This is a genomic window from Agarivorans sp. QJM3NY_30 (assembly GCF_050870855.2).
In the GTDB taxonomy this organism is placed as follows: domain Bacteria; phylum Pseudomonadota; class Gammaproteobacteria; order Enterobacterales; family Celerinatantimonadaceae; genus Agarivorans.
This window is the reverse complement of sequence record NZ_CP194038.2, coordinates 1475349-1490545: the sequence shown is the minus strand read 5'-3', so window position 1 is coordinate 1490545 and position 15197 is coordinate 1475349. Positions and strand designations below refer to the sequence as shown.

The 15197-nt window shown below is 44.6% G+C and carries 15 protein-coding genes; 9 read left to right on the top strand and 6 right to left on the bottom strand.

The window, feature by feature from the left end:
* Positions 1-49 precede the first annotated feature (49 nt).
* From ACRRSX_RS06815 to rhaB, 6 genes are all read right to left on the bottom strand, one after another.
* Complete coding sequence (locus tag ACRRSX_RS06815) at positions 50-1195, bottom strand: iron-containing alcohol dehydrogenase (protein ID WP_432453951.1); 1146 nt, start codon at positions 1193-1195, stop codon at positions 50-52.
* Positions 1196-1199: 4 nt separating this feature from the next.
* Positions 1200-1997, bottom strand: coding sequence for a rhamnulose-1-phosphate aldolase (rhaD, locus tag ACRRSX_RS06810; protein ID WP_432453952.1), 798 nt, complete (start codon positions 1995-1997; stop codon positions 1200-1202).
* Positions 1994-2308, bottom strand: coding sequence for an L-rhamnose mutarotase (rhaM, locus tag ACRRSX_RS06805; protein WP_432453953.1), 315 nt, complete (start codon positions 2306-2308; stop codon positions 1994-1996). The genes rhaD and rhaM overlap by 4 nt, the downstream gene beginning before the upstream one ends.
* A gap of 11 nt (positions 2309-2319) precedes the next feature.
* Positions 2320-3348, bottom strand: coding sequence for an L-rhamnose/proton symporter RhaT (locus tag ACRRSX_RS06800; protein WP_432453954.1), 1029 nt, complete (start codon positions 3346-3348; stop codon positions 2320-2322).
* Positions 3349-3436: 88 nt separating this feature from the next.
* A complete protein-coding gene (locus ACRRSX_RS06795) occupies positions 3437-4696 on the bottom strand; it encodes an L-rhamnose isomerase (RefSeq protein ID WP_432453955.1) in 1260 nt (419 codons plus the stop codon).
* An 8-nt stretch (positions 4697-4704) separates the two neighbouring features.
* Positions 4705-6147: a rhamnulokinase gene (gene rhaB / locus ACRRSX_RS06790; protein WP_432453956.1), complete on the bottom strand. Its 1443-nt coding sequence runs from the start codon at positions 6145-6147 to the stop codon at positions 4705-4707.
* Positions 6148-6965: 818 nt separating this feature from the next.
* Here rhaB and ACRRSX_RS06785 point away from each other — a divergent pair.
* The 9 genes from ACRRSX_RS06785 (at position 6966) to ACRRSX_RS06745 (ending at position 15181) form a co-directional block, all read left to right on the top strand.
* Entirely contained in the window at positions 6966-7292 is a 327-nt protein-coding gene (locus ACRRSX_RS06785) for a GFA family protein (protein WP_432453957.1), read from the top strand.
* 185 nt (positions 7293-7477) lie between these two features.
* Positions 7478-7744: a hypothetical protein gene (locus tag ACRRSX_RS06780; protein ID WP_432453958.1), complete on the top strand. Its 267-nt coding sequence runs from the start codon at positions 7478-7480 to the stop codon at positions 7742-7744.
* Between the two features lie 712 nt (positions 7745-8456).
* Positions 8457-9050 (top strand): malonic semialdehyde reductase, encoded by a 594-nt coding sequence (locus ACRRSX_RS06775; protein ID WP_432453959.1) that lies wholly within the window; start codon positions 8457-8459, stop codon positions 9048-9050.
* A 330-nt stretch (positions 9051-9380) separates the two neighbouring features.
* Positions 9381-9767 carry a nuclear transport factor 2 family protein gene (locus tag ACRRSX_RS06770; protein ID WP_432453960.1) on the top strand — a complete coding sequence of 129 codons (387 nt, stop codon included), beginning with the start codon at positions 9381-9383 and terminating at the stop codon, positions 9765-9767.
* Positions 9768-10018: 251 nt separating this feature from the next.
* Entirely contained in the window at positions 10019-10714 is a 696-nt protein-coding gene (locus ACRRSX_RS06765) for a response regulator (RefSeq protein ID WP_432453961.1), read from the top strand.
* On the top strand, positions 10711-12153 hold the full coding sequence (gene creC, locus ACRRSX_RS06760; RefSeq protein ID WP_432453962.1) for a two-component system sensor histidine kinase CreC: 1443 nt from the start codon (positions 10711-10713) through the stop codon (positions 12151-12153). The genes ACRRSX_RS06765 and creC overlap by 4 nt, the downstream gene beginning before the upstream one ends.
* Positions 12154-12227: 74 nt before the next feature.
* Entirely contained in the window at positions 12228-13577 is a 1350-nt protein-coding gene (creD, locus tag ACRRSX_RS06755; protein ID WP_432453963.1) for a cell envelope integrity protein CreD, read from the top strand.
* Positions 13558-13992: a DUF2809 domain-containing protein gene (locus tag ACRRSX_RS06750; protein WP_432453964.1), complete on the top strand. Its 435-nt coding sequence runs from the start codon at positions 13558-13560 to the stop codon at positions 13990-13992. The genes creD and ACRRSX_RS06750 overlap by 20 nt, the downstream gene beginning before the upstream one ends.
* Positions 13993-14524: 532 nt before the next feature.
* Positions 14525-15181, top strand: coding sequence for an OB-fold-containig protein (locus ACRRSX_RS06745; protein WP_432453965.1), 657 nt, complete (start codon positions 14525-14527; stop codon positions 15179-15181).
* Positions 15182-15197 lie beyond the last annotated feature (16 nt).

The window sequence follows — 15197 nt, the reverse complement described above, 5'->3', positions numbered from 1 at the left end:
TCAGACAACCCCCATTAAAAAGCTGAGAGCAGGCTCTCAGCCCAACTATCTATAAGGATTGTTGATATAAGGCCACCACTTGCTCCCGAGTCATCGGCTGTGGATTCCCGCCCGCACAAGGATCTGCCAATGCATCGTCAACCCATGCGAGGGTATCTTGCGCACTCACTCCCAGTTCAGCAAATCCACTCGGGATCCCAACTCTGCGATTCAAGTCTTTAAGCCCTTGAATTGCAGCAAAACTGGCTTGTTCGGGGCTGAGTTCAGAAGTATCCAACCCTAAGGCTTGAGCTATTTTTGCGAATTTTTCAACCCGATACGGGCGGTTGAATTCACTAACAATTGGCAACAATATGGCGTTACAAACACCATGGGGGAGATCTTTCTGCGCACCTGCAGGGTGAGCCATAGCATGCACCATCCCCAATCCCGCACTATTAAAAGATAAGCCTGCAATAAACTGCCCATAGGCCATCATTTCTCGGGCTTCTATACGACTGCCATCATCGACTGCTTGTGGCAGATATTCAGCAATGGTTTTAATCGCTTCTAGTGAAATGTAGTCGGTTAGCTTATGCGCCCCCTGCGACACATAAGATTCAATGGCATGGGTCAAGGCATCGATCCCCGTTGCAGCAGTAATGGCGCTAGGGATCCCCAACATCACCGAGGGATCATTCACCGAAACATCAGGAATAATTTTATCCGAGATAAGAACATGCTTCACATGTGTCTCGGTGTCGGTAATCACCGCATTACTGGTCACTTCAGCGGCGGTGCCTGCAGTGGTATTTATGGCGTATAGTGGCACACCTAACTGAGCAACTTGTTCGACCCCATTATATTTAGCAATAGGCCCAGGGTTAGCCGACAAAATTCTTACCGCTTTGGCGGTGTCGATAGCACTACCGCCCCCAAAACCAATTAAGTATTTGGCACCGCTGCTAACGAACAGATCAAAAGCGCTATTCACCGTATTGGTGTCGGGATTCGGCCGCACCGCTGAGAACAACGTCAAGTTGAGTTCACTAAGTAATAGCTTATTGCTAAAACCGAGCTTGACCATTGCCGGGTCGCAAATTAACAGGCCTGCGTCGCCTTGGTGCTCAAGCAATAAACGTTCAATTAATGCTTCAATGGCACCAACGCCAGAAAAGTTAATCTTAGGAAACGCGAGTTTAAATACAGACATCATGACCTCACAAATTAAATTCTCGTTTTAAAATATCCATGTTTTCTTGGCTGACGCCATCCGGCTCATAACCAGAGGCAAGACACATCAGATACAGCTTGGCTCCCTTATTCGCGACATCGATAGAATCAAAAGCCTGTAATACATCCCCACCCGAAGCGGTTGCGCCGTGTTTTTCCCAAATCGCAACATCGTGCGTCATTAAAACATCGGAGGTTTTATCGGCCATCTCCTCAGACGATGGCAGGCAATAAGGCACCACACCAATCCCCCGTGGCACAAAGGCCCGCACTTCGGGTAACATTTTCCAACAAGTGTGAGTGAATAATTCACTGCTTTGAGCAATTTTGGGATGATGAGACAAAGCAATCAACTCCAAAGGATGGGTATGTACAACGGCTCGATGTGGCACCTTGGCGTTTCGCTGAGCCAGCAAAATTTTAATGTGGCTAATAAACTCAGAAGTGGGCGCAAAATCTTCGCTCGCCTTCCCCCCCCAAAGAATTTGGTAAGCATTGGCGTCGGCATTAATCCGCAATATGCAGCCGGCGTATGCCGCGTCGCGTAATTCTCGAATTCGTTGGCCTGTCCCCTTTACATAATAAATACGATTAGCGCTGGCTAAAGGGAGTTGAACCGGTAACGGTTTAATCGGTGCATCACACACCACGTCATCCATCAACTCACTTAGATCAACGGAAATATTACCGCCATTGCGCTCTGCCCACTCGCGCTGCCAAAGGTATTGCGATACTTCCGTTACCTTGGCAATCTCAGTTTTAACAGCATCATTTAATGAAATCATTGTAGATAAAAAACCTCTTTGAGTGATTTTGAAAGCGGTGAGTTGTTTGGATTTGAAGGCATTACATCCTTCATATAAACCCACCATTTTTTACATATCTCGGTATCAGCAATCGCATCCCACTGCGCATCACTCTCCACTTCAGCATAAGCAAACAATAAATTTTGCTCGGCCAGTAAATGGATAGAATAATTGTGTACCCCATGAGAACTGAGCAGCGTTTTCATCTCTGGCCAAATTTCATCATGCCGTTTTTGATATTCGTCGTGGCAAGCTGGGTTAACGTACATCACAAATGTTTTTCTTTTCATGATTTAACTCCTTAAGCCGCCATACCTAAACCAACCACGTTCGCTGCGGCAGTAATGACCAATAAACCAAGGATTAAGATCCGTACTGGACGAGTACCAACGCCTTTCCATTCGGCCATCACTAAACCAATCACACCGCCAAACAGAACATAGCCCGACATGTGTAACATCCAATTGATGTAGCTAAGGTGCTCTGGCACTGAAGCTTCGCCCCAACCATAGAAAAAGAACTGCAGGTACCACATGATCCCGCCCATCGCGGTAAACAATAGGTTACGGAGCATCAAACCTTTCCCTAGCGACATGTCGGCTCGTACCGAAATGTCTTTATTGGTAATGATGTGATACAAACAAAAGCCGAAGTTAACGATCGCGCCACCGCCCATGATGAAGCCGAAAGCGGGCATCGCCACATACAAGTAATTAATCCCTAAAGCCGCTGACTGCGCTTTAATCGGTGCAGCCGCTTCTAAACCGAAGGCAAATCCGGCAGAAAAAATGCCGCAAATAATCGCTAAGGTCACCCCTTTCTTGAGGTTAAATTCTTCCGCTTTCTCGCCCAGCGCCTTCTCTTTCTCATTTCCGGCATAAGCGACAATGGCAATACCAATTAACGCAATGAAAATACCAACAAAAGTTAGGCTGCCCCCATCGGAATGGACCAAAGTCATCAGTTCGCCGCGAATAATCGGTGGGAGAAGTGTTCCAACCGCAAGGTTCAAACCAATCGCAATACCAATCCCCATGGAGAGACCAAGATAGCGCATAGTTAAACCATAGGTGATGTTACCGATCCCCCACATCGCGCCACAAAACATCATCATCACGAAGGTCGACATCGGGATCTGCGAGTAAAATTCGCTGAAGTTAGGCACCAACATCGACGTCACTAACCACGGCATTAATACCCAAGAAAATAGCCCGCCAATCGACCACATCAATTCCCACGACCAGCCCTTCACTTTTTTATAGGGCGCGTAAAAGGCCGCCGCGGATGCCGCTCCAACCAAGTGCCAGCCAATACCTGCTACTACAGACATATTTTTATTCCTTTTAAATTATTTTGTAGAGTAAGAGTTTGTTGGCTCGCCGCGATTATCACAGTTTCGGCAAGCCGTTACTGTGAAGCTATCTCGCCAATAAAGCGGTCGCTTCGTAATCTTTTACTTGGTGGATCCAATCAAAGCCGACTGGCACACCACTCTGTAAGCAGTGGTAATCCCATACCGCTTGCCAAGGCAGTGAATGCGCCTCTTCGATAAGACCGAAGCGAGAGGTGTAATCGTAACTCTGCTCAGCCGCTTTTAATTTTGAGACCGGCTCTAGTAGCGCTTTGAGCAAGGCTTTTTGCGCGTTACGGGTTCCAATGACCCAGGCGGCAATGCGGTTAATCGAAGCATCAAAGAAATCAAGGCCGATTGAGACTCGGTCATTTAAATTGTTACGTACGATTTCGCGCATAATGGCTTGAGTTTCATCGTCAAATGACACCACGTGATCCGAATCCCAACGGATCGGGCGGGTCACATGCAGTAACAAATCGCGGATATAGATGGAGCAGGCACTGATCTTATCACTAATACATTCAGTGGGATGGAAATGGCCGGCATCAAGGCAAAGTGCAATATTACGGGTAGCGGCATAGCCAAGATAGAACTCATTACTGCCCACGGTGTAAGCCTCGGCACCGATGCCAAACAGCTTACTTTCTACCGCATCCTTATGATATTGCTCGTCAATTTTTTCAACCAAAGCTAAATCTAAGGATTCAGCCAAGCGCTGACGAGGCGATAAACGATCAATCGGTTGATCTTTCATGCCATCGGGGATCCAAATATTCATCACCGAAGGACTGCCTAACTCCCGGCCAAAGTATTCAGAAATTTTGCGACAAGCCTTCACATGGTCAATCCAAAAATCCCGTACCGCCTTATCTGGGTGCGACAAAGTAAAGCCATCATCCGCCTTTGGATGAGAGAACAGAGTAGGATTAAAATCCAAGCCTAAATGTTGCTGTTTTGCCCACTCAACCCAAGTCGCAAAATGTTCAGGTTTAAGTTGATCTCGCTCTACCTTCTGGTCGGTATCTAAATAAATCGCATGTAAGTTCACCCGTTTTTTACCCGGAATGAGAGAAAATGCTTGCTCCATATCGGCGCGCAGCTCGGCGGGCGTTTTTGCGGCACCCGGATAGTTTCCGGTCGCCTGTATCCCGCCACTAAGCGCAACATCAGGCGATTCAAAACCGCGCACATCATCCCCCTGCCAACAGTGGATGGAGATCGCAGTTTCATTCAGAGCTTGCAAAGCATGCTCGGTATCGACCCCATGTTTTTCAAATACTTCTTTGGCATAGTGATAAGCGCTAATAACTTGTTCTTTACTCATTTCAGTACCTACTTAATGATTTGTTTATATTGATTTTTAATTGCTTGAAGTGAAGCGATAGGCTGTGGTTCAAAGATTTTCACTTCAGAAGAGTGGTGCACCAGCTGGCGCGCCTGTTCAAGATTGGCTATGACACCCAGAGCGATAAATTGATTCACCACGTTGCCAAGTGCCGAGGCTTCGGTCGGTTCGGTCGAAACCTTGATCTCACAAACATCGGCACACAGTTGATTCAAGAATTGATCTTGCGTTCCTCCGCCAACAATACGCAGCTCCTGCAGGTTTCGACCCGAAACTTCAGCTAACTGACCCAACACGCTGGCGTAGGCCAAGGCTAAGCTGTCATAAATGCAGCGCACCACTTGAGCAAGCGTTTCGGGAGAGGGTTGTGAGCGCTGCTTAAACCACGCTTTAATCGCGCTAGTCATCGACGCGGGGTTTAAAAAGGCATCGTCATTGGGGTTGATGATAAATTCGAAAGGCTTGGCCATCTTTGCCAGCGCCGCAATATCACTAAAAGCTAAAGATGGATTCTCCGCTTTAATCTGCTGGATCAGCCACAAACCCATAATGTTCTTCAGAACCCGGTAACGCCCATTCACCCCACCTTCATTGGTTAAGTTATAAGCGAAAGCTTTATTACAGGTATAAGCTTGCTCACTTTCAATACCCAACAAGGACCAGGTTCCAGAACTTAAATAAGCGCAATGCTGGTCAAAAATAGGCGTGGCCGCGACCGCAGAGGCTGTATCATGGCTAGCAACGGAACAAACTGGGATGCTGATGTTTCCCAAATGATATTGGCCAATCATACGATTTGGCAGGCTTGGCGGTAAAAACCAGTCGAGCTTCGCCCCACAGGCTTCGACTAAAGCAGGCGACCACGACTGATCATCACAAGCCAATAACTGGCTGGTCGACGCATTGGTGTATTCACAATGCTTCACTCCGCAAAGCTTGTAATTAAGGTAATCTGGTATAAACAGCAAGCTATCCACTTGCTCTAACCACTCTGGCTGGCTATCGGTAATCGCTTTTAACTGATTAATGCTATTAAACGGCAAAAATTGAATGCCGGTTATCCCGTAGATATCCTGTCGGCTAATGCCACTCTCACGAATTAATTTTTCTTGGATCCCTTGAGTACGCTGATCTCGATAGCTGACAAACTCCCCCAGATGACGACCAAATTGGTCGAGTAATACAAAATCAACGCCCCAAGTATCAATCGCGAGCGAGGCAACATGAATGTTTTTATCCAATACCTTATTAATGCCAATTTTGATTTCTTCTAAAATCGAATAAAGGTCCCAGCAAAGCTGCTGGTTCACTTTAACTTGATGATTTTTAAAACGATGGAGTTCTTCTAAAGTAAGCTTTCCTTCGCTTAAATATCCAACCATGACACGTCCACTAGACGCACCGAGGTCAACCGCAATCACTGACTTCATTGTTTTAATTCCCCTTTCTTGATGGGGCTATTAAAACGATTATCGACACACAATAACTTCACGTTTTGTAAGGAATAGAAATTAATCGTGTATTTTTTTAAAGATAAAGCTGCTCAGATTCAAATTTACAAAAGTTTATGAGGGGGCTTGTATTGAACAGAGGTTCCGCAGGAAAAATCACTCATAATGACAACTCAATGTTTTTTACAACCGCGGCAAGATAGCGACACCGAAAATATTGAGCTTGTGAAAGCAATATGCAGCTTCAAGCGGATAAGCGAGAGAAAGGCGAGAGAAAGGCGAGCAAACGACGTCACAGCCATGACTAAAGAGCAAATCACCAGCCTTTGCTCATATTGCGAACGAAGGACTAAAAAATCGCTCAAACACTCACAGAAGTGAGACCTGAACAACGACTCGGCGAATATCACTATCCATCATTAACGTTCTAAGCGCGTCGAACCGCTTTGCTAGCAGGGAGAACATCTAATCCAAGCAAGGCTTAACAAAGTAGGCCAAGCACTCACTTCGCATCCCATATGCTCAGAGAACCAATAGCGAGAACTTTGGCAAGCATCGGCAACTACCGGCAACCGCCAGCCCCTTAAGCCATCAACGATGCCAAGATGCTTAACCAGACTTTGATGTTTTTTTGCTAGGTTTGTTGATCGAACGGATGTTGATCACGGCTATGTCGTGTAAAATGGGCGCATCTTTGCAGATATCAACACCCTAAACAGCATCACTTTTCTCTTTGAAATGCATAAACCAAGCAAATCGTGCTAGATTTATACAGGTTAATCTATCAAGGGAAGTGGATGCCTATCACTGGTGAGTGTTTCTGTGGGGAAATCAAATATTGTATTAATGGCGTATTACGAGATGCTCGTTCCTGTCATTGTTCCCAATGCCGCAAGGCATTCAGTTTGCAAGCCTCGGCTTATGCTTTAGTTGATGCAAATAAATTCAAATGGGTGTCTGGTGAAACCTTACTGACTTCTTATGTGGGTAAACATGGATTTGGCCTGCAATTTTGTAGTCAATGCGGTTCAACACATTGTGGCCTCTATAATGGTAGAGTCCACGGGGTAACTTTAGCTTGTATTAACGAAGATCCTCACATTGAACTGGGAAGACATATTTAGTGGGCTCTAAAGCAAACTGGAAAACTATCGCAGATGGTGTTCCGCAATATCAAGAAAATGTACCCGAAGATGCCATAACCTAGCGCTTCATGTGATACAACAAAATGGCCTATCTTGATAGGTGAAATAAGCCAAGCGGGCAACAAGCCTGAGCTTGGCGTTAACTTTCGAGGAATTACTTTTTAATGCTGGATAAAATAATCATCATCCGAGATTACCTGAACAATATTAAGACTCGCTGCACCTACAATGCGGCAGCTAAAGCCATTGGTGTTAAGCCAACCGAATTTAAAAAACTGCTGGGTGATCGTAAACCAGAAAACTCTTGGTTTGTTAATACTGGTGCTGGAGAGCCCGTTGGCTACGCCGACGATGAAAAACATCCAGAGCTTTATCGGACAAAACGAATTATTACATCCGCAGAAGTTTTAACTCGAAATCTAGACCTGTGAGAAAGTGATCCACCGCTTCAACATGCTTAGAGCCAGCAGCAGTGTAATTTCCCTGCGACTCGCTCGATACAAACAGCACTAACTTCCAATAGCTAAGCTAATTTGTATAAACTTCGGGTTAAGCGCTCACTTAGGTTTATCGAGCAGGTGTCAGCATAATCGCTGGCACGCTTGGCTAGCCTAAAACGTCATATTATAGCAAACTGATTCATTATATGATCCACAGATTGCGCAGCATAAATCTGCCGATAACCAAGCATGAACTACAGTCACCAGTGGCTTTAATGACCAAATACAGAACCCAGTTAGCGGTGATTTAGGCCCGCAACAATCAACAGATAATGAGTTAGATGGGTATTAATCTTACGGCTTATCATCCTGCTAAGGCCACTTCATACCTCACCTAATCGCTTACAATTACAATCGTCTATAAGCATCCGCATATAACCATCCATATATGGCCCATCGCTAACCATGTGCTCGCTCTTGCTGGCGAAAATCACAACTATCGGAGTGACTTAAAAAATTTAGGGGATTCCGGAGTGCATTTAACTATTTTGATGGCACATTCACTAAATTCGACCACAATAGTTATTACGGTTAGCTTGAGCAACGGTTAGCTAATATAAAAGCATACAACGCAAACCAAACTATAAATTGAAACTTCATTCGTGAATAACAAAATACTTACCCACATGAACCGGAGAAGAATATGACTACCAAACTAGATGCACAGGCTCTAAACCAGCTGTTTACAGAAGCCCGAACATTTAATGCTTTCTTAGATAAAGCGGTACCCGATGAATTGATTAAAGAACTTTATGAATTAATGAAATGGGCGCCAACATCCATGAACTGCCAACCCGGTTATTATGTGGTCGTTAAAAGTGCCGACGCAAAAGAAAAGTTAAATAAAGCCTTAGCGCCTGGGAATCAGCAAAAGAGCCTCGCGGCACCAGCCTCGGTCATCATTGCCTCTGACGAGCAGTTTTATAATCATCTACCAGAGCAATTCCCCGCTTATCCAACAGCCAAAGACATGTTTGCAAATGATGCAAGTTTCCGCGATGCAACCGCTTTTAGAAATTCAAGTTTGCAAGGCGCCTATTTCATCATGGCAGCTCGCAGCCTGGGTTTAGATTGCGGCCCAATGAGTGGCTTTGATAACAAACTGGTCGATGACAGCTTCTTCCCTGAGGGGCGTTATAAATCTAACTTCATCATCAATTTTGGCTATGGGGATGCAGCACAAAACTATCCGAGAGGACCTCGTCTCGCATTTGAAGACGTCGTTAAAATACTTTAGTGATTTGCGCCAAGCCGCTATTCGCCTTTTAGCAAGCAAGGCAATCGCGTGTTTGGCTGCTCTGCTAGCAAAACACAGCATGGCGATGTCGTCGTGTTTAACAATCGCGATGATCTTATACGCAGGCCAAACCAGCTCATTTCCCCATGCAGTCCAAAATACCTTCAACACTGAACCCGCGATGAAGTCTTCACAGGCCATCTCTTAAGCTAAATTTTAGCTTCATTTAAGGCTATTCGAACCGCCTTGTGTTCGTTATGCTTAAGGCATATCCAAACACGGTCCTATGACTATGACCATCAAGAGATTTTTAATTAGGAGACTAACTCGATGACTAATCTTGATATTGTAAAAAGTACCTATGAAGGTAAAACCTCGGAAGAAAACGGCAAAAACCTCAAACGTTACCTAAGCGCTGACACTCAATGGACCGAAGCGGCTGGCTTTCCTTATGCGGGAACGTACCAAGGATTTGACGAAATTGAAAAAAATGTGTTTGCGCGTTTAGCCAGCGAATGGGATGGCTATAATTTTGCAGTTGAAGACTATGTTGCGTCAGGTGACAAGGTTTTTGCTTATGGTACTTATAGTGGAACCTATAAGACAACCGGCAAGCATTTCAAAGCCAGAGTTGCCCACTTATGGACACTGAAAGATAGTAAGATAGTAAGTTTCGAACAATTTGTTGATAGTAAAACCGTTTGCGACGTCATGTAAGCCAACATTGAGAGCCCTCAGTCTCGACTCCAACTCATGATTGTTGTCCAGCCAAATCTGAACAGCTCTTGCCTGGCACTTTAATCCCTCTTCATTCGCTGAGTATTTAAACGGGACTAGCTTCTCTGTTTTATTTTTTGCCATGATAAAACTAATTCGATAGCCTGTGATTCAAAACCTGAGAGCTAACCACAGGGTTGGCTTTTACATCGCAATAAATAGCCAGTAAGTCGTTTTGTGGAGTTCGAACATTGAATGAAAAATTAACGGTACTCATCATTGAAGATGAACCAGCAATTGCTGAAAATCTCATTTATGTATTAGCAATGGATGGCTATTGCCCTCAGTGGGTTGCAACGGCAGGTGAAGGCTTAGCGTTTTTGAAAGAGAACGCCGTTGCTTTGTTAGTGTTGGATGTCGGCTTACCCGATGGGAATGGTTTTGAACTGTGCAAAACCATTCGCGAGTTTTCTGATCTGCCGATCATCTTTCTGACCGCGAGAAACGAAGAGATAGATCGAGTGGTTGGTTTGGAAATAGGCGCAGATGACTACGTAACCAAACCGTTTAGCCCCAGAGAAATGTTAGCAAGAATCAAGCTGCGCATTAAATCTCGAACAATGACGCCAGCGCTTGCAGCAGTTCAGCCAATACCAACCAAACAATTAATCGCTGATAATTTTGACTATTGTGTCAACGATCAGAAACTCGGTCTCACCGCAGTAGAGTTTAAGATCCTCAACAAACTGATTTCGGTATCCTCCAATGTATTGAGCCGCGAACAATTGATGATAGCTGCCGATATGGCGCCAGAGGCTGCTTACGAGCGTAATGTTGATACCCACATTAAAGCTATCCGTAACAAGCTGAAGCCGTTTGCCATGCATCAACGCATTCGTACCAAACGAGGTTTTGGTTATTTTTATAGTCTAAAGGGGCAGTCATGAGCCGCTGGCCGAAGATACCGTTAGGATTTAGACTGTTCTTGCTCTATTTTATCCTGCTTGGAATTACTGCCTACATGGTAAGCAAAACCGTAATTTTGGAGCTCAAGCCTACCGTACGCCAAACCACGGAAGAAACACTGGTCGATATGGCAAACTTGCTTGCCGTATTGGCGGAGCAAGATGTCGCCAATGGCAACATGTCAGAGAGTCGATTTGCGAAATTATTAAGCGCTTATGGCCAGCGAGATCCACTATCTCACATTTGGGGCGTCGGCGAAAAAGCAAGTAATCACCGCATCTATATTACCGATCAACAAGGCATCGTCATTGCCGATTCCTGGCAACAAGATGTAGGCAAAGATTACTCGCAATGGAATGATGTATTCCTCACGCTACGCGGCCAATACGGTGCGCGCAGTTCCACTGAAGATCCTAAGGACCCTTTATCAACGGTCATGCATATTGCTGCTCCTATTTACCACCACGGAGAAATCATCGGCAGCTTAACGGTTGCAAAATCCAATCGCTCCGTTCAGCCGTTTATTGACCGCTCCAAACGCAATGTTTTGTTTTGGATGGTTTGGATGAGTGGCTTGGTGCTTATTGCTGGGGCGTTGTTCGCCTGGCGTATTCATTCGGCACTCAACAGACTCGAAGATTACGCAAAAAAATTGGGGCAAGGAGAGAAAGTCACCAAACCAGTTTTTCGCATTTCCTATGAGTACCAAGCCCTCGGAGATGCCTTGCAGAAAATGCGCAATAAACTTGATGGCAAGCAATACGTGGAAAAGTATGTGCAGACTCTCACCCATGAGTTAAAAAGCCCACTTTCAGCCATCAAAGGTGCCAGCGAAATTTTACAAATACCTTTGCCTGAAGAAAAAATAGCTCGTTTCGCAAATAACATCGAACGAGAAAGTGACCGAATGCTGTCCCTGATAAATAATCTACTCGAACTAACGCGCCTTGAACAACGACCTCAGTTAGAAACCTTAGAGAAAATATCAATCGCAGAAGCACTGGATGATGTTGTGCTGGCGGCAGATGCTCGCTTAAGTGCCAAAGCAGCGACTTGCAATATAAAATGCGACCGAAATAGCGTGGTGCTTGGCGAGTCTTTCTTACTCAAACAAGCTCTGTATAATTTGATGGATAATGCTTTAGATTTTGTTGAGCAAGATGGCTTGATTGAATGGCAGCTTGCTGTCTCTAAGGAAGCGGTAAATCTATCTATTTATAATTCAGGTCCGCATATCCCCGACTATGCGATGCCGCGATTGACCGAGCGATTTTATTCTCTGCCACGCGAAAACGGAGTGAAAAGTAGCGGGCTGGGACTCAACTTTGTAGACCAGGTAATGAAACTGCACAAAGGTAGCCTTCAGATTAAAAATGTAAGCTTGGGCGTAAAAGTAACGTTAAACCTAGCAACTACATAAAAACTCTACACAAGCTCCATCGATTCTCCAAACTATTGTTTTAAATTAAAAACATCAGTTAAGGAGAATGAAAAATGAAACAAATCCTCAATCATCAACTCGGCATGAAATTCGGATTCGTGCTGTTTTTACTTATATTGCTTCAAATTCCCGTTTCTATGCTCAGTGGACTAATCTCTGAGCGTTCAGTTAACCAGGAACAAGTCATCAACGACATCGCTCGCAGCAGTAGCAGCGAGCAACATATTATCGGTCCTTTTATCATGGTGAACTACACGGTTCCAGACCTTCGCAATGGCATAACTTACCGATTGGCGAACCGAAAATTTATCTTACCCAAAACTTTTGACATGAGCGCTCAACTGGACAGCTTTGAAAAATATCGGGGTATTTATCGTGCTCGACTATACAAAGCACAGACCACATTAAGAGGAACTTTTGAACTTGCAGCGTTAGATGCACTACGTCAATACGAGATAACCCAAATAAGTATGGTTGTAGGGGTTCGAGATAGCCGGGGCTTAATCAGACTTGATGAGATGGCCCTAGCGGGAAAGACCTTTGAAGTCTTTCCCGGGACAGGACTAAGCCAGTTTCCCCAAGGGTTTCATAGCAATTTAGAACTCCAACAAATCGATTTAACTAAACCTTTGGCTTTCGACCTAAATTTTCTACTGCAAGGCACAGGCACATTACAAGTTGCACCAATCGGTGATCGCTCCACTGTCGAACTCTCTTCTGCGTGGCCACATCCGAGCTTTATTGGTGACTATTTACCAGTCTCGTCCAGCATCTCCGAATCCGGCTTTAAAGCCCAGTGGTCAAGCAATAACTTCTCAACCAATATCGCTCAATGGTTTGAAAGTTGTTTGTCGAGCGTGGACTCCTGCGCCGACTTAGAACAACGGCAAATGGGAGTAAGCCTTATTGATCCTGTAGACCACTATCTGAAATCACATCGCGCGGTAAACTATTCGCTTTTGGTTATGACCCTGGTATTTGTCAGCTTCTTTTTATTGGAACTGTTTCAAGCGCGACCGATCCACCCCGTGCAATATGGCTTTGTTGGTTTGGCACTTGCACTATTTTATCTACTATTAATTTCAATGAGCGAACATATGGGCTTTAACTGGGCGTATACATTGTCTGCTGTTGCATCAACCAGTTTATTGAGTATCTATGTTGGCGGCATCTTAAATAGCACCAAACATGGCATGGTGTTTGGGATGAGCCTATTAATTCTCTATGGCATTCTATTTGGATTACTACAGGCAGAAAATTACGCATTACTCATGGGGACCTTGTTGTGCTTCGTCGTTTTGAGTTTCGTGATGTTATTAACCCGCAAGGTAGATTGGTACCAACGCAGCAACCCAGTATCTGAGCTCACAACCGAGACTAATCGTGACCCCACAGAAGCTTAAACATGCAAATAAAAACAGCAGCCGTGATGGCGGCTTTGGTTCAAGGTCACGGCTGCGCTTTTCGCTGACCCATGCATTAAAGAGTCTATTGTGGCTAATCGTGTTGATAGTGATTGCTTGCTATGTGCGAGATGATTTTATTCGACCGACCTTGGGAGATGTATTCGTGGTGGTGTGGCTGCACTATTTGCTTGCCAGTATTGTGAATGTTTCGTCTAAAATAACGGCTGCTGCGGCAGTCCTTATCGCATATTTAATAGAGATGGGACAGTACCTGCAAATCAACCAATGGCTGAACATTGCCCCTTCATCGGTATTACATATTATTTTGGGAGCGACCTTCGACGGAATGGATTTGCTGGCTTATCTTATCGGCGGTATGTTGTGCTTATTGATCGACATCGAGCAAAGTTAAAAGATCTGCGCTTCCACACTAGAAAGTAAAAATCGCGACAGGATCGATATGTAGAGCAAATCATGGTTGCTTATCAAACGATGCCTTTCGCGTACCTTGCAATATTTGAATTGACTCATAAATATCTAAATCAACACCATGAATTCACATGATTGGCAGTCTCTTCATAAAACCCTGTAAGTTCACAAAATACATCCTGTTATTTGATATCCAGTCATTCTCCCTTAAACAATTCGCAAAACGGAGTGTTTCCACTTGAGAGTGGAAAAATCAAAGCGTAATATCAACCACTTAGATTAATGTTTATTTAAATAATAGCTTTGATAAGTGTGCGTGCTAGTTTATGCCGACAAGCGAGTAAGGCAGAGAAAGCTCAACACTTTGATGATGGAAATGTAATTGTCGCGAGAATGCTCCATATTGGTCATGGCTTTAACGAAAACTTGCGCCAAACTAGCGATTAATGTTTAAGGTATGCTGTTGAAATGAAGCGAAGACTCGTTTCAATTTTTTATTGTAAAAAGGATGCTGAATGTACCAATTTTTACTCGCAGATGTGAATACCAGCTTTAGCTTGGCCTTAGCCTTTGTGCTTGGGCTGGCTCTTATAGAAATATTAGGCTTATTAGTGGGCGTGAGTCTACTCAACATGCTGGATGACATTCTCCCCATAGATCTTAACGTGGATATGGACGCCAATGTAGATAGTGGCGCGATTTCTGGGCTGCTCGGTTGGTTATATTTAAATCAATTACCGTTGCTGGTTTGGATCATTCTATTCTTAAGCAGCTTTGGCCTTGCTGGGCTCAGCCTCAATTACTTAAGCCTTTCCAGTGGCAATGGTTTACTCCCCTCGGCTATGACTCACTTGGGAGCATTATTGTTTGCCATTTTAAGCGCACGCTTTTTAGGAAGAACTATCGCCAGAGTATTTCCCAAAAGCCAATCTAGCGCCATTTCTAAGCATGACTTTAAAGGTTTACAGGCCAGAATAACGGTAGGCACAGCAACCGTGGGCAGCCCAGCGGAAGCGGTATGCACCGACCAATACGGGCAAAAACATTACTTAATGGTGCAACCTTTAGAAGACCAAGACACGTTCCCAACGGGAACAATTATTGTATTGCTTGAACGGCACCGGAAATACTGGACCGCCAGCAAACTCGACCAATTATTAAACGAACATTAAGGATAAATAGTGGATT

Coding starts and splice junctions, on each gene's coding strand:
- ACRRSX_RS06815 (WP_432453951.1), bottom strand. CDS start 1,195: ATGATGTCTGTATTTAAACTCGCGTTTCCTAAGATTAACTTTTCTGGC.
- rhaD (WP_432453952.1), bottom strand. CDS start 1,997: ATGATTTCATTAAATGATGCTGTTAAAACTGAGATTGCCAAGGTAACG.
- rhaM (WP_432453953.1), bottom strand. CDS start 2,308: ATGAAAAGAAAAACATTTGTGATGTACGTTAACCCAGCTTGCCACGAC.
- ACRRSX_RS06800 (WP_432453954.1), bottom strand. CDS start 3,348: ATGTCTGTAGTAGCAGGTATTGGCTGGCACTTGGTTGGAGCGGCATCC.
- ACRRSX_RS06795 (WP_432453955.1), bottom strand. CDS start 4,696: ATGAGTAAAGAACAAGTTATTAGCGCTTATCACTATGCCAAAGAAGTA.
- rhaB (WP_432453956.1), bottom strand. CDS start 6,147: ATGAAGTCAGTGATTGCGGTTGACCTCGGTGCGTCTAGTGGACGTGTC.
- ACRRSX_RS06785 (WP_432453957.1), top strand. CDS start 6,966: ATGCCTATCACTGGTGAGTGTTTCTGTGGGGAAATCAAATATTGTATT.
- ACRRSX_RS06780 (WP_432453958.1), top strand. CDS start 7,478: ATGCTGGATAAAATAATCATCATCCGAGATTACCTGAACAATATTAAG.
- ACRRSX_RS06775 (WP_432453959.1), top strand. CDS start 8,457: ATGACTACCAAACTAGATGCACAGGCTCTAAACCAGCTGTTTACAGAA.
- ACRRSX_RS06770 (WP_432453960.1), top strand. CDS start 9,381: ATGACTAATCTTGATATTGTAAAAAGTACCTATGAAGGTAAAACCTCG.
- creC (WP_432453962.1), top strand. CDS start 10,711: ATGAGCCGCTGGCCGAAGATACCGTTAGGATTTAGACTGTTCTTGCTC.
- creD (WP_432453963.1), top strand. CDS start 12,228: ATGAAACAAATCCTCAATCATCAACTCGGCATGAAATTCGGATTCGTG.
- ACRRSX_RS06745 (WP_432453965.1), top strand. CDS start 14,525: ATGTACCAATTTTTACTCGCAGATGTGAATACCAGCTTTAGCTTGGCC.